Source organism: Paenibacillus sp. LRG-1, from assembly GCF_057220305.1.
In genome coordinates this window covers 5,376,069-5,390,070 of sequence record NZ_CM170126.1, presented here as the reverse complement: position 1 = coordinate 5,390,070, position 14,002 = coordinate 5,376,069, and the positions used below count along the sequence as shown (strand labels likewise).

Genomic DNA, 14,002 nt, shown 5'->3' with positions numbered 1-14,002 from the left:
ATGTTACAACAAGAGGGTAGTCATTATTTGATTAGAGTCGAATAAGGCTACGCTCTTTTTATATGCCGACAGTAGCCTGCTTGAAATCAATATTCTGATCGGTATACAATGAATATGTAATAAGAAGCGTTGATGAACCGAATGCCTATCATGTGTGACAAGCAGGGAGAGGAAAAGATGAACGCGATCCACTTTATTCGAGAGTACATCAGGCATCCACGCAGCGTAGGCGCTGTTATACCCAGCTCAAGGCAGTTGGCCAAACAAATTGCCACACCGATTTACTTTGACAAAGCATCGTGCATTATTGAATATGGTGCAGGGACCGGTGTGTTTACGCAAGAGCTTATTTTGAACAAGCGTCCAGAAACGCTACTTTTAGTGATTGAAGCTAATGAATCGTTTTACAAAACGCTACAAAGCAAGTACGGACACTTGGAGAGGGTACACATTATTCATGGATCGGCTGAGCATGTAGCGCAGTATATACGACAGTATGAGGTCCCAAAAGTGGATTATGTCGTGTCAGGGCTGCCTTTCACCAGCTTGCCCGCTGCATTATCCAGCCTCATTTTGGGACAAACGGCTGAGGTTTTGGGCCAGGAAGGCAAATTTATTACGTTCCAGTACAGCAAGGTCAAACACAATTTTTTTCGCACCTTTTTTGCTGACATTCAGATTAAAAAGGTAAACTGCAATGTCCCGCCTGCTTATGTGTTCACTTGCAGCTTGTAACCTTGCAGCTATGTAGAGGATTAGAATAAATACGATTGTGAATATACGGATGATTATGAGAAGACTTGGTCAGCGTCATTGAGATGCTGAAACGGTCTTTTTTTGTTGTGCACTTTTATGGATATATAAGAAGGGGATATGTTAAAAAGCAAAATTCATTTAAGGAATCATATTTTAAAATGGGGCTTAACCTATATATTACATAAGATGGAACCCACTAGATTTTTGTAAGATTCATGATAAATCTGAACTTTTGTTAAAGGAGATTTATATATGGTAAAACCGCTGATATTCATGCGTTGGTGTGAGTACTATGAGTTAAGTGACCGTGAGACGGATTTTGTATCTTTTTTTATGATGAATTTCTCGGCTGCCCGTTCAGGCAATCAACCGAAGCTTAGGGAGCAGTTTGTTGAAATTCAGAAAAAAACCTTTCCTGAGTACCCGTTTGATATTACCCCGGAAGAACTGGATTACTCCAAATTCGAAGGCTTGATGAAGCAAGTGTTGAAAATTCATTTTGACACGGCCGAGCTGCTATACTCCTTCTATCTCCAAAAGCTGTGCGCACCTTTGGCAGAATACATTTTATCCACTGGAGAATCAGAGCCTGCACGCATCTATTATAAGCTTATTCAAAAGGATAAAGTGCGCTAGGGAAGACGAGTGTGGATGAGCAAGAGCTATTGGGATACCTCAAGTTATATGGTTATTTAAGAAATTAATACTAGCTAATTAAAACAATAGTTAAAAATGTCAATATACCTTTGTGTTAAGGTAATATTATAAATCCAGTTTCAAAGAAAGAGGGTGTTGTTTTCGGCTGGAACATTTCAAGCACGGATATGACGCTGCAACGGAACGATAAGCTCGTTTGGGGACAGGGAAGGGGCCTTAAAGCCTCAAGGAGGGGCATTCGTATGGGTGCCGCTCCTTTTAAATTGAAGGGAGGAAAACGGCATGAAGGCGAAAAATAGTAGTAGTATTTGGTCCAAACGTTCCAAATGGCTGCCTGTCGTCATGGCATGCACGATTATAGTAGGGGGTGCTCTACCGACTCCAACTGTAGTTCACGGTCAAACGGCAAAGACCGTTACCATTAAAGTCGATACATCCAAGGATCGTAAGCCTATTAGCCCTTATATTTACGGTACGAATCAGGAGTTGGCAGGCGATGAAAATCTGACTGCCAGACGACTTGGTGGCAATCGAATGACCGGATACAACTGGGAAAACAATATGTCCAATGCAGGAAGCGACTGGATGCAGTCCAGCGATAGCTATTTATGCGACAACGCCGGATTGACAAAAGCCGAATGTGAAAAGCCAGGTGCGGTAGCAACCTCGTTTCACGATCAATCGCTGAAGCAGGGCACATATTCTTTAGTCACACTGCCGATGGCCGGTTATGTGGCCAAGGATGGAAACGGAAGTGTGCAGGAAAGCGAAAAGGCTCCTTCCGCTCGGTGGAATGAGGTCGTAAACGCTAAAAATGCGCCGTTTCAATTGCAGCCTGATCTGAAAGACAATCAGGTTTATGCGGATGAATTCGTCAACTTTTTAGTGAAAAAGTACGGCGTTGCTTCAACAAAAACGGGCGTGAAAGGATACTCGCTCGACAATGAACCCGCTCTCTGGTCGCATACGCATCCGCGCATTCATGGTGAAAAGGTCGGAGCGAAAGAGTTGGTAGACCGGTCGGTAAGTTTATCCAAAGCCGTTAAGGCGGTTGACGCGGGTGCGGAAATTTTTGGGCCCGTTCTTTACGGTTTTGGCGCCTATAAAGATCTTCAAACTGCACCTGATTGGAACTCTGTAAAAGGCAACTACAGCTGGTTCGTGGACTATTACCTCGATCAAATGCGCCTCAGCTCGCAAGCCGAAGGCAAGAGATTGCTGGATGTCTTCGATGTACACTGGTATCCTGAAGCGATGGGCGGAGGCATACGAATTACAAATGAGGTAGGCAACGACGAAACGAAGAAAGCCAGAATGCAAGCGCCTCGTACTTTGTGGGATCCGACCTACAAGGAAGATAGCTGGATTGCTCAATGGAACAGTGAATTCTTGCCTTTACTGCCTCGATTAAAGCAGTCGGTGGATAAGTATTACCCGGGAACCAAGCTGGCTTTGACTGAGTATAGCTATGGCGGCGAAAATGATATTTCTGGTGGTATCGCTATGGCCGATGTGCTGGGCATCTTGGGCAAAAACGACGTCTATATGGCAAACTACTGGAAGTTAAAGGATGGTGCCAACAACTACGTTAGTGCCGCTTACAAACTTTACCGCAATTATGACGGAAAAAGCTCTACTTTCGGTGATATCAGCGTTCATGCACAAACGTCGGATATTGTTAATAGCTCGGTGCATGCTTCCGTAATGGATGCATCCTACAAAGAACTGCACCTCGTTGTCATGAATAAAAGCATGGACAGTGCATTCGACGCCCAATTTGATCTTTCCGGCGAGACGACTTACGGTTCCGCTAAAGTTTGGGGTTTCGACAAAAATAGCTCGCAAATTAAGGAAGCAGCGCCAATCACGCAAATTTCAGGCAACCGCTTTACCTATACAGTACCGCCTTTGACGGCTTATCACATCGTGTTGACTGCTGGCAATGATACGCCTGTAGAAAATCCTGAAAGCTTTGCGCTGAGGGCTGAGGCTGGCGATGGGAAAGTCGATTTATCCTGGGACGCTTCCAGCGGAGTTGTAGGTTACAGCGTACAGCGGGCAACGTATGAAAACGGTCCTTTTGCTGCTGTAGCATCCAACTTGGTCGAAACGTCTTATACGGATACGAACGTAACGAACGGCACTTCTTATTATTATAAAATAACCGCAAAAACAAAGACGGGAACGAGCGAATCTAATGTTTTGAAAGCGGTTCCGCGAACGCCTGTAGACGAACAGGATCGCTATGAAGCCGAAGATGGCACGCTGAAGGGAACCATTGTGGAATCCAGCGGGACCGGCTTCTCCGGTACTGGTTATGTAACTAATTTCCACAATGCAGGGGATTCCCTGACGATGACGATCCAGGCAGAGGCGGCAGGCTTGTACAATCTTACAATCGGCTACCGTTCGCCTCATGATGACAAACGCACCAACTTCTCTTTAAACGGCAAAGCGTCTGGCGAGCTGGTACTTTGGAAATCGGCTGATTTTAAAGAAACCTCCGGTGGTAAGGTTCTGTTGAATGCAGGGGCGAATACGATCGGTTTTGAAACAGGCTGGGGCTGGTATGATATCGACTACGTCAAGCTGGAACCAGCTGCTGACCGTCCACCACATGCAGTAACCAAAACGCTCACCAATCCGAATGCGACGGTAGAAGCAAGAGCATTGATGAACTATCTGGTTGATCAATACGGGAAGAATATGCTTTCCGGTCAAGAGGATATGCCCGAAATTGATTGGCTTCAAGCGAATGTAGGTAAAAAGCCGGCTATTGCGGCACTTGACCTGATTGACTATTCCCCAAGCAGAGCGGAACACGGTCTTAGTTCCACAGAGACGGAAAAGGCGATTGAATGGGATAAGCAAGGGGGCATCGTTACCTTTGCATGGCACTGGAACGCGCCGAAAGGTCTGATCGATACGCAGGGAAAAGAATGGTGGAGAGGCTTCTATGCCGATTCGACTACATTCGATATAGAATATGCGATGAATCATCCAGAGTCCGAAGATTATAAATTGCTTATTCGCGACATCGATGTGATTGCAGGGCAATTGAAGAAGTTGCAGGATGCGAAAGTTCCTGTCCTGTTCCGTCCTTTGCACGAAGCGGAAGGCAAATGGTTCTGGTGGGGCGCTAAAGGTCCTGAGCCTGTTAAAAAATTGTATATTTTGATGCATGATCGTTTGACTAATGTGCACAAATTGAACAATCTGATCTGGGTCTGGAACTCTGTTGCTCCCGACTGGTATCCGGGACATGAGTATGTGGATATTTTGAGCTTCGACTCTTATCCGCAAGCAGGCGACTACAGCCCGCAAATTGCAAAATATGAAGACCTTGTTACATTGGGCAAGGACAAAAAGCTAGTTGCCATGAGCGAAAACGGACCTATCCCGGACCCTGATCTGATGAAGGCGTATCAAGCCCATTGGAGCTGGTTCGCTACATGGTATGGGGATTTCTTGAGAGACGGCAAACAAAACAGTCTTGAGCATCTGAAAAAAGTGTATAATCATCCGAACGTCATTACGCTTGAAAAGCTCCCGACTAACTTGAAAACGTATGGGATTACCGAGCAACCGTCAGTACCGGGCAGCTTCACGCTGAACGCAGCGGGCGAAACGGCGAAAGTAAAGCTGAGCTGGACAGCATCAGCGAATGCAGCAAGCTATGAAGTGAAGCGTTCGACGGTTGAAAACGGCGCGTTCGCCACAGTAGCGAGCGATGTATACGGAAGCAGCTACACCGACACAGCCGTAACAGCAGACACGACGTACTATTACCAAGTCGTAGCGAAGAACGATGCAGGTCAAACGGTTTCGAACACGGCTAGCGCAGCGCCGAAAGCGGATACTCAGCAGCCGACAACGGGATTGGTGCTCCAGTATCGCACAGCGGATACAAATGTGAACGACAATCACTTGAACCCGCATTTCCAAATTTTAAACAAAGGTACAATCTCCGTACCGATCAACGAGTTGAAAATTCGCTACTACTACACGATCGACGGTGACCGTGACCAGACATTTAACTGCGACTATGCGGTGCTGAGCTGCTCGAAGCTGAATGGTAAACTGGTTAAAATGGATAAAGCCGTAACTGGCGCTGATTATTATTTGGAAGTCAGCTTCCAATCGGGTGCAGGCGTGTTAGCACCTGGAGAAAGCACGGGCGAAATCCAAACTCGAATTCATAAAACAGACTGGTCGAACTATAACGAAAGTGACGATTACTCGTATAAAGGCACGCAAACTTCATATGCCGATCATACGAAGGCTACGTTGTATCATAATGGTGTACTTGTTTGGGGAACCGAACCGACAGCTAATTAAGACAGGCGTCCATCGTTGAAATGAGCAGGGGATTTAGTATCCCACCTGCTCATTTTTTTGTACAAAAATACTCCAAGAGATATGTTTGATTATTATATTCAGGTTTAAGAAATCACGAACTAAAATTACCTTATAATGTTAGTGGAGACGAAAAATATAATTCTTCAAGCTAAAGAGGGGGATTAGCATGGAACATACACCTACGATCCGCTCGAAGATAGAGACAGAACTAAAGCAAAGGGGGCATACATTTAGCAGCTTCAGTAAAGTATCTGGAATTAACCGTGGTATATTTAGCACCATGCTTAACAGCAACCCACCTAAGCCGATCTCGGTTCGGCAGATGGACTTGATTACCAAGGCATTGGGATATCCCGAAGGCTGGCTGTATGAGTTATACATAGATGAATGCTTTTATGAGGGAAAAGGACACTGGAAACGGATTAAGCCTTTTTTATTACGTTGTGTAGAGTTAGGGAGGGAAGACTGTATTCAAAAGGTACTGTCAAGACTAACCGAGGACTTGTCCTATGTACCGACGATATTTGAGCTTGCAGAAGAACTACACGAAGCAGGAAAGAAAAAGGAGTCTACTCCCTTTTATGAGTGTGTAATTGAAAATGAAAAATATTACCACTCGGAGCGGTTGGCAATCTGCCAGTATCGTTTGTTTTGTTATTCTCTGAATACTGACTTGGATAATAATCGTCAAGCAACTATAAAGTTTGCACCGTTTCGGAGGAATCTTCCCGAGAATTACCAATTAGACGCGTTGTTAAAATTGACTAATGCATATTTCCAATTTTATGATTATGAGGCGGCTATACACTATGCGAAGGAACTTGAGGTACTAGTCACAAGCATTTATTGGCATCAAGCTCAAGCGAGGGCGAAGAATCGCGAAGTTATACGTTTAAATACAGAAAGACATCTAATCGTTTATTATGGTCAAGCCTATTTAATGCAGGGAAACTCCTTCGAAAAACAAGGGCTATATGAAGCAGCTATGAAGTTCATACCTTACTATGAAAATCTAACTGGATTTGAAGGTCTGGATGGGATTGGAATGATAGAGGCACAGAAATTCGAAATATGGGGAATAGCAAACCGTTTGAATTTAGAAATTCTGATGGGGGATACGGCTAGTTTGCCTGCCTATGTTGAACTTATTAGAAATAATCCTCAGGAAATATTACTTGGGCTATTGACTATTATAGAATCGGCCAATCATTACCGTTACTCAGTAGACGAAACTCTGGTTCTTTTTGCTGAGAATATTAATGAATTTAGGGAGCTACGTACAAATATTTCGTATTATCATACAAATAATGATCTGCTGACATATTCTCGTTTTTTTCTTGAGCTTAGTCGATACTATTTCAGTAAAGGAAGCTATACCGAGGCAATAGACAGTATGCTGATTAGTTTAAAAGCCTCCTCAGAGTTAAACGATAAGAATTACTATATCAAGTCCATCACGCTATTATTTGAGAAATATAAGGATCACTCGACCGAAGAACAACGAACAGAATATAAAAAAGTGATACAAGCAGTGGAAATTAGTATGAGGCAAATGACCTCTTAGAGCAAAAAAAGGGCTATGTTTCTCTACCTAGAGTAGAAGATCACATAGCTCTTTTAATTTTTCGTGCATGTTAATTGAGTGAAATTTACTATTCCTCATGTGTATCAGGGGTGTCGGAGCTACTCTCCAAAAGCTCGCTTTGTGAAGAAGAGAACAGTTCCTTCAATATGCGATAAGCTTTATTTTGCCCTGCTTCATTCTGCTGGGAAAGTATATGAATGCATTCCCAAATCCAGGGCTGGCTTTTGAGTTCTTCATATGGATTATAGTCAAAAAATGCAAATACGTTCGTGTTCAGCGCCTCTGCTATTTTCTCCAGTGTTTTGATCTGCACATTGACCTCACCGCGCTCCAACTTGCCGATATAGGAACCTGTTGAATCGGATGCTTCTGCTAACTGTTCTTGTGTAATACCACGCAATTTTCGAAATTGGCGAATTTTCGTTCCTATAAGTTTCGTCGTTTCCATAGACCTCCACACTCCTATAGTATGAGTGTAGACAAAGCCAGATCAGGCGTGGAGGTAATTGAATTGCCTAAATTGTTATATATTTAGTTCTTGTGAGAACTATTTAATAAACATCAAATTCCATAATATAATAAAACAGTGTAGAAAAGGGGTTGACCACCATCCAATTTATTCATATAATTTCTAGTATATTGTAATTGATTGTCGAGGAGGGTGATTTTTAAAATCATCTGAATACGCCGGGGGTGTTTTTATTGGAAAATGCAACCACGATCCGTTCGGAAATTGAGAAAGAACTAAAACTTGGTGGCTACACTTTTAATAGTTTTGGACAAGCTACGGGGCTTAACCGGGGCATATTTAGTGCTATGCTTAATGGCAATCCGCCTAAACCTATCTCGGTAAGACAAATGGACTTGATTACCAAAGCATTTAATTATCCAGAAGGCTGGTTGTATGACCTGTATGTGGATGAATGTTTTTATGATGGAAGACCTCATTGGAAAAGGGTCAAGCCGTTCCTGATTCGTTGTGTTGAAGTAGGGAATCTGAGGTGTGTGGAGAAAGTACTATCTCGATTAATGGAGGATCTTAATCATATTCCTACAATTTTCACTTTAGCAGAAGAGTTGTATGAGGAAGGAAAGCTAAAGGAAGCTATTCCTTTCTATGAATGTGTTATTGAAAATGAAAAGTACCAACATTCTGAGAGATTGGCAATCAGTCATTATAGAATTTTTTCAATCTCTGTTAGTGAAAGTATGGAAAGAAATTTGGAGGCCGCACTAAGATTTGTACCCTTTAGAAATCGGGTACCCTTAGAATATCATTTAGATGGTCTGCTTAAACTGTCAAATCTTTATTTCAACTTGCATCAATGGAAAGAAACAGAGCGTTATGCAGATGAATTAAGAGCGCTTGCAACTATTGTTTGTAAGAGCAGAGAAACTAATAAAAAGAATGTTACATTGAAAACTGAGAGACATTTAGTGGTCTACTATGGTCAAGGTTACTTAATAAAGGGTAATGCTCTGGAAAAACAAGAGAAGTATGAGGAAGCAATGAAGTATATTTCTGGCTATGCCGATTTGAGTTGGTTTGAGAATTTAGGAGAGATTGGACAAAAAGAAGTACAAAAGTTCACCCTTTGGGCAAATGCTAATCAACTTAACTTGAAAATTCTTATGGGCGATACAGGTAGTTTGCCAATATATATTCAATTTTTAAAAAATAACCCACCAGAAATTTTATTAGGGTTATTAACGATAGTAGAGTCGGCTAACAAGCATGGTTTTTTAATTGAAAATATCCTCCAACAGTTTTCCCGCGAATTAAACTCATTTAATGATGAATTATCTATGGAAACCAGTTATTATGAACCATCATTTAGTTATCATACGTATGCTGATTTTTGTTATCAACTAACAATATATATGTTTAATAGCCATTCCTATGAAAATGGTATTTATTATGTTTTAAAATGCTTGAGAAAATGTCTTCAAATCAATAACAAAGAAAAGTTTATGATCTGCACAGCAATATTTGGGAAATTTAGAGCGCAGGCAACAAAAGACCAAATATCAGAATATGAAAGTATCATGGAGGAGGTCTTGATAAGTGCGAATAAAATACCTGAGGTTCATTCTAATTATAGGGCTTTTTAGCTTTTTAGAATACTCTCATAACATTGTTTTGTTTGGCCATGGGATGGGCGGTTAATAGTTATCAAAAAACAGCCTCGGTAAGGCTGTTTTTTTGATTCATCCCGTTAAAGGGATGAATTGGGTTTTATTATATTTTTAACCTGTAGGGAAGGTATCAGCTTGTAAACTAATGTAAATACCACACCGAACAGGAGGTTTATTGATGTGAAATGGAAACAATTGGAGGAATGCATCGAAGAAAAGCGGAAGGAACTAAATGATTTGGCGAATGAGGTGGGATTGAAGGATCGGCGGGTGTTAATCAAGTCCATGGAGTTGGATCGACTCCTTAATAAATACAGTGACTGGAAATATAGCTATCGCAGACAACAGAGCATACCCCAAAGTTCACAAATACAAGAGAAGCAACACGAGCTTGTCCTATCTTATTAATCTTCAAGTATCATGACAAGATAAAACCTAACTTCACCAGGGCTTCTAATACATAGTGGGATATAGAATAAACAAAATAATCTCTATTGCATCTCGTACGCCGCTCTTATACATGTTGTTCGTACGGTTTATTGTTCTGCGTCTACATCAGAGCGGAAGCCATGTATTAATGATGAATGATGAATATGGTATAAAAAACCTCCCGATTCACGTTATTGCGTGACTCAGGAGGTTTTTGGGTTTTACTGTTGAAGCTGGCGTAGTACGGTGATTTCGACACGGCGGTTTTTTTGTCGTCCAGCTTCGGTGCTATTGTCACCAACCGGCCGGGTATCTGCATAACCCGCATACTGAAATCCTGAGGGTGAAAGTTGCTCTCTGTCGAGAAAGAATCGGAGTACAGATAGTGCCCGTGCGCCGGAAAGCTCCCAGTTGTCCTTATACGTCGATGAGTTTGAGGAGCGCGTAAACGGAATGTTGTCCGTATGGCCCTCAATGCTAATTGGTGTTTTCAAATCTCGAAACAGACTGGCCAACTTGGATAGCGTGTTGGCAGAGCCTTGTTTGAGTGCAGCTCTACCTTGATCGAATAAAAAGCGGTCATTCAGCGTAATGACAATACCACGCGGCTGATCTGACACAAAAATCTGGTTTTCCAGTTTGTTGTCCGTAATATATTCTTGAATGACACCCATTAAATTTTGCAGCTCTTTTTCCTGCGTGCGAAATGCTTGTTCACGTTCGGTGAGCTTAGTCGATCCAGCCTCCTTTTTATCGGCTGCCGATTGCTTGGTCGTGGGTGGATTCTTGCTGGTGTAACGATCGGCAGTACCTGTAATGCCCGAGCCTTGCTCCAAAATAGAATCTCCTTTGTGGAACGTATCCTGGAGGGATTGAACAACGACATCGTATTTTTTAGCATCCAGACTACTCATGGCATACATCACAACGAAAAATATGAGCAGCAGGGTGATCAGATCGGCATAGGTAATCATCCAGCGGTCACGATGGTCTCCGCCGCCTCCTTGACCCCCACGGCGCTTACCGCGCGCTCTCATGGAAGTCCTCCTTTGGAGAAGCGTCCTCTGTGAGCGAGCGACGAGGCGGTTTGCGATCTATATTTTGCTCTGAGCGGATAAAGAACTCCAACTTTTTGCGTACAAGCTTTGGATTCTCTCCGTTTTGAATAGCCAGAATACCTTGCAGCAGCAAATCCATAGTGATAATTTCACTCTCACTGGCTGCTCTTATTTTGGATGCGATGGGCAGGAAGATCAGGTTGGCGCTAGCAACGCCGTATAGTGTTGCGATAAAAGCAACAGCAATAGACGGACCAAGCGCAGTAGGCTCGGTCAGGCTGCCCAGTACATGGATCAGGCCCATGACAGTACCGATAATCCCCATCGTAGGGGCATAACCGCCTGCGGATTCAAATATTTTGGCGTACCCTTCATGTTTGTGTTCAATGGCATCTAACTCAAGCTCTAAAATCTGTTTGATCTGCTCCTGCTCGGTGCCGTCGATGACCAACTGAAGACCTTCACGCAAAAATGCATTCGGATGCTCTGATGAAGTACGCTCTAGCGCAAGCACACCGGATCGGCGTGAGGTGGCCGCCATGGAAACCAAATCTTCTATATATTGCTTCGTAGGATTGTCCTCACGGCTAAATGCCATCCGTAGAGCGGTGGGGATCGTCTTCAGCTTGGAAGCTGGGTAGCTGATCACAACTGCGGCGAAAGTTCCCCCAAATACAATTAGAGCCGATGTACCTTGAAGCAGCCCTGTAAATTCGCCGCCTTCCCATAAGAAGCCACCGATTAATGCTATGATTCCGGCGATGATGCCCAATACGATGGTGATATCCAAAATTTAATTCACTCCTATTCAAGACTTATCGTTTGCATCCACGGTAAGAAAGAGGTATAATACGGGAACAAACATTCTTATCCAACCATATTTCCCAAGTATCATTGCTCGGGAAATATCGACATAGAGTTACAGGTAAAGACGTTAAAGCTCGACTGGTGTAAAATCATGATGTTTCCATTTTAGACGATAAGGGTGATGCAGGGCAATGAGTGATATCGTTGTTAGCGATAAGACTTTTGAAATTCAGTCGGAATTCCAACCTCAAGGCGATCAACCTCAGGCCATTTTTGAATTGGTAGAGGGAATTGCAGAAGGAAAGAAGCATCAAACGCTATTGGGTGCTACGGGAACAGGTAAGACGTTTACCATCGCACAGACCATTGCCAAGTTGAATCGGCCTACGCTGGTTATTGCACATAATAAGACTTTGGCTGCTCAACTGGCGAGTGAGTTTAAAGAGTTCTTTCCGAATAACTCAGTCGATTATTTTGTCAGCTACTATGATTACTATCAACCGGAAGCATACATTCCGTCTTCCGATACGTATATTGAGAAGGATTCCAGCATCAATGAGGAGATTGATAAACTTCGCCACTCAGCGACAAGCTCTCTGTTTGAGCGTCGTGACGTTATTATTGTAGCGAGTGTCTCCTGCATTTATGGTTTGGGTTCCCCGAAAGAATATTCAAGCTTGCTGCTTTCGCTTAGAGTCGGCATGGAGAAACCCCGCAATCAGATTTTGTCCCGCTTGGTCGATATTCAATATCAGCGGAACGATATCAACTTCGTGCGGGGTACTTTCCGTGTACGGGGGGATGTTGTCGAGATATTCCCGGCTTCCCAAGGGGAACACGCTATACGTGTAGAACTGTTCGGGGATGAAATTGAACGAATTACCGAGATTAATGTGCTTACGGGTGAATTGATCGGTGAACGTGATCATATTGCCATTTTCCCGGCATCTCACTTCGTTACTCATGAGGATACGATGAAGGTAGCATTGGTCAACATTGAACGTGAGCTTGAAGAGCGGTTAGCGGAGTTGAAGGAGCAAGGGAAGCTGTTAGAGGCGCAACGTTTGGAACAACGTACCCGCTATGATATCGAGATGATGAAAGAGGTTGGCTTTTGTTCCGGTGTCGAGAATTATTCAGGTCCACTGACATTCCGCGAGCGAGGAGCGACACCATATACGCTGATGGATTATTTCCCGGATGATATGCTGATCGTCATTGACGAGTCCCATGTTACGTTGCCGCAGATTCGTGCCATGTATAACGGTGACCAAGCACGTAAGAATGTACTGGTAGAACATGGTTTTCGTTTGCCATCTGCATTGGATAATCGTCCGTTGAAGTTTGAAGAGTTCGAGGACAAGGTAAGTCAAATCGTCTATGTATCGGCTACTCCAGGACCCTATGAGATGGAGAAATGCGAAACGATGGTACAGCAGATTATTCGTCCTACCGGGCTTCTTGATCCGATTATTGAGGTGCGTCCGAGCAAGGGGCAGATTGACGATCTCATTAATGAGATACGGCTTCGCATGGAACGTGAGGAACGGGTACTGGTGACCACACTTACGAAGAAGATGTCTGAAGATTTGACTGACTATTTAAAAGAAGTGGGCATCAAGGTTCGGTATATGCACTCCGAGATTAAGACGTTGGAGCGGATGGCTATTTTGCGGGATCTTCGTCTAGGGACCTTCGACGTGCTAATTGGGATCAACCTGTTGCGGGAAGGTCTTGATTTGCCGGAAGTATCGCTGGTTGCAATTTTGGATGCGGACAAAGAAGGCTTTCTGCGTTCTGAGCGCTCTCTGATTCAGACGATCGGACGGGCAGCACGGAACAGTGACGGTCGTGTTATCATGTACGGCGATAAGATTACCGATTCTATGGATAAAGCGCTAAAGGAAACGGAACGTCGTCGTGCGATTCAAATTCAGTATAATGAAGAACATGGGATTACCCCGCAAACCATTCGTAAAAAGATTCGTGATGTTATTGAAGCAACTAAGGTGGCAGAGTCAAAGAATGATTACCTTCCTAATGAGACGGGTAAACTTTCCAAGAAGGAGCGTCAATCACTCATTCAGCGTCTGGAAGCAGAGATGAAAGACGCCGCCAAGAACCTACAGTTCGAGCGGGCAGCCGAGCTGCGTGATGCTTTGCTGGAGTTGCGAGCTGATTAAACATTGAGAATAAGCTAGAAGCAAAACATATG

At 43.4% G+C, this 14,002-nt stretch carries 10 protein-coding genes; 7 read left to right on the top strand and 3 right to left on the bottom strand.

Going from position 1 to position 14,002, the window contains the following annotated elements:
* The first annotated feature begins 177 nt into the window (after positions 1-177).
* From ACUUJN_RS23925 to ACUUJN_RS23910, 4 genes are all read left to right on the top strand, one after another.
* Positions 178-735 carry a class I SAM-dependent methyltransferase gene (locus ACUUJN_RS23925; protein WP_023990616.1) on the top strand — a complete coding sequence of 186 codons (558 nt, stop codon included), beginning with the start codon at positions 178-180 and terminating at the stop codon, positions 733-735.
* Positions 736-1,008: 273 nt separating this feature from the next.
* Positions 1,009-1,392, top strand: a complete 384-nt coding sequence (locus tag ACUUJN_RS23920) for a hypothetical protein (RefSeq protein ID WP_023990615.1) — start codon at positions 1,009-1,011, stop codon at positions 1,390-1,392.
* A 303-nt stretch (positions 1,393-1,695) separates the two neighbouring features.
* Entirely contained in the window at positions 1,696-5,751 is a 4,056-nt protein-coding gene (locus ACUUJN_RS23915; protein WP_484668989.1) for a glycosyl hydrolase, read from the top strand.
* 187 nt (positions 5,752-5,938) lie between these two features.
* Positions 5,939-7,336, top strand: a complete 1,398-nt coding sequence (locus ACUUJN_RS23910; RefSeq protein WP_484668988.1) for a DNA-binding protein — start codon at positions 5,939-5,941, stop codon at positions 7,334-7,336.
* Positions 7,337-7,424: 88 nt separating this feature from the next.
* Here ACUUJN_RS23910 and ACUUJN_RS23905 read toward each other — a convergent pair whose 3' ends face one another.
* Positions 7,425-7,805 carry a helix-turn-helix domain-containing protein gene (locus ACUUJN_RS23905; RefSeq protein ID WP_028542116.1) on the bottom strand — a complete coding sequence of 127 codons (381 nt, stop codon included), beginning with the start codon at positions 7,803-7,805 and terminating at the stop codon, positions 7,425-7,427.
* A 254-nt stretch (positions 7,806-8,059) separates the two neighbouring features.
* Between ACUUJN_RS23905 and ACUUJN_RS23900 the strand changes: the two genes are divergently transcribed.
* Complete coding sequence (locus ACUUJN_RS23900) at positions 8,060-9,469, top strand: DNA-binding protein (RefSeq protein ID WP_264454462.1); 1,410 nt, start codon at positions 8,060-8,062, stop codon at positions 9,467-9,469.
* Positions 9,470-9,673: 204 nt separating this feature from the next.
* Complete coding sequence (locus tag ACUUJN_RS23895; RefSeq protein WP_023990607.1) at positions 9,674-9,901, top strand: aspartyl-phosphate phosphatase Spo0E family protein; 228 nt, start codon at positions 9,674-9,676, stop codon at positions 9,899-9,901.
* A gap of 242 nt (positions 9,902-10,143) precedes the next feature.
* Here the strand turns inward: ACUUJN_RS23895 and ACUUJN_RS23890 are convergent, their stop codons facing one another.
* Together ACUUJN_RS23890 and ACUUJN_RS23885 are read right to left on the bottom strand one after the other, a co-directional pair.
* The gene (locus ACUUJN_RS23890) at positions 10,144-10,959 is read right to left on the bottom strand and encodes a flagellar motor protein MotB (protein ID WP_264454463.1); all 816 of its coding nucleotides are present in this window, start codon (positions 10,957-10,959) and stop codon (positions 10,144-10,146) included.
* Positions 10,943-11,770 (bottom strand): flagellar motor protein, encoded by an 828-nt coding sequence (locus ACUUJN_RS23885; protein WP_023990605.1) that lies wholly within the window; start codon positions 11,768-11,770, stop codon positions 10,943-10,945. Before ACUUJN_RS23885 ends, ACUUJN_RS23890 begins: the two co-directional genes overlap by 17 nt.
* 208 nt (positions 11,771-11,978) lie before the next feature.
* On the opposite strand from ACUUJN_RS23885, the gene uvrB reads away from it, so the two are divergent.
* Positions 11,979-13,970, top strand: a complete 1,992-nt coding sequence (gene uvrB, locus ACUUJN_RS23880; RefSeq protein WP_023990604.1) for an excinuclease ABC subunit UvrB — start codon at positions 11,979-11,981, stop codon at positions 13,968-13,970.
* The last annotated feature ends 32 nt before the right edge of the window (positions 13,971-14,002 follow it).

Bases quoted from the DNA above. Each gene is read 5' to 3' on its own strand.
- ACUUJN_RS23920 (WP_023990615.1), top strand. From the start codon at position 1,009: ATGGTAAAACCGCTGATATTCATGCGTTGGTGTGAGTACTATGAGTTA.
- ACUUJN_RS23905 (WP_028542116.1), bottom strand. From the start codon at position 7,805: ATGGAAACGACGAAACTTATAGGAACGAAAATTCGCCAATTTCGAAAA.
- ACUUJN_RS23925 (WP_023990616.1), top strand. From the start codon at position 178: ATGAACGCGATCCACTTTATTCGAGAGTACATCAGGCATCCACGCAGC.
- ACUUJN_RS23910 (WP_484668988.1), top strand. From the start codon at position 5,939: ATGGAACATACACCTACGATCCGCTCGAAGATAGAGACAGAACTAAAG.
- ACUUJN_RS23890 (WP_264454463.1), bottom strand. From the start codon at position 10,959: ATGAGAGCGCGCGGTAAGCGCCGTGGGGGTCAAGGAGGCGGCGGAGAC.
- ACUUJN_RS23915 (WP_484668989.1), top strand. From the start codon at position 1,696: ATGAAGGCGAAAAATAGTAGTAGTATTTGGTCCAAACGTTCCAAATGG.
- uvrB (WP_023990604.1), top strand. From the start codon at position 11,979: ATGAGTGATATCGTTGTTAGCGATAAGACTTTTGAAATTCAGTCGGAA.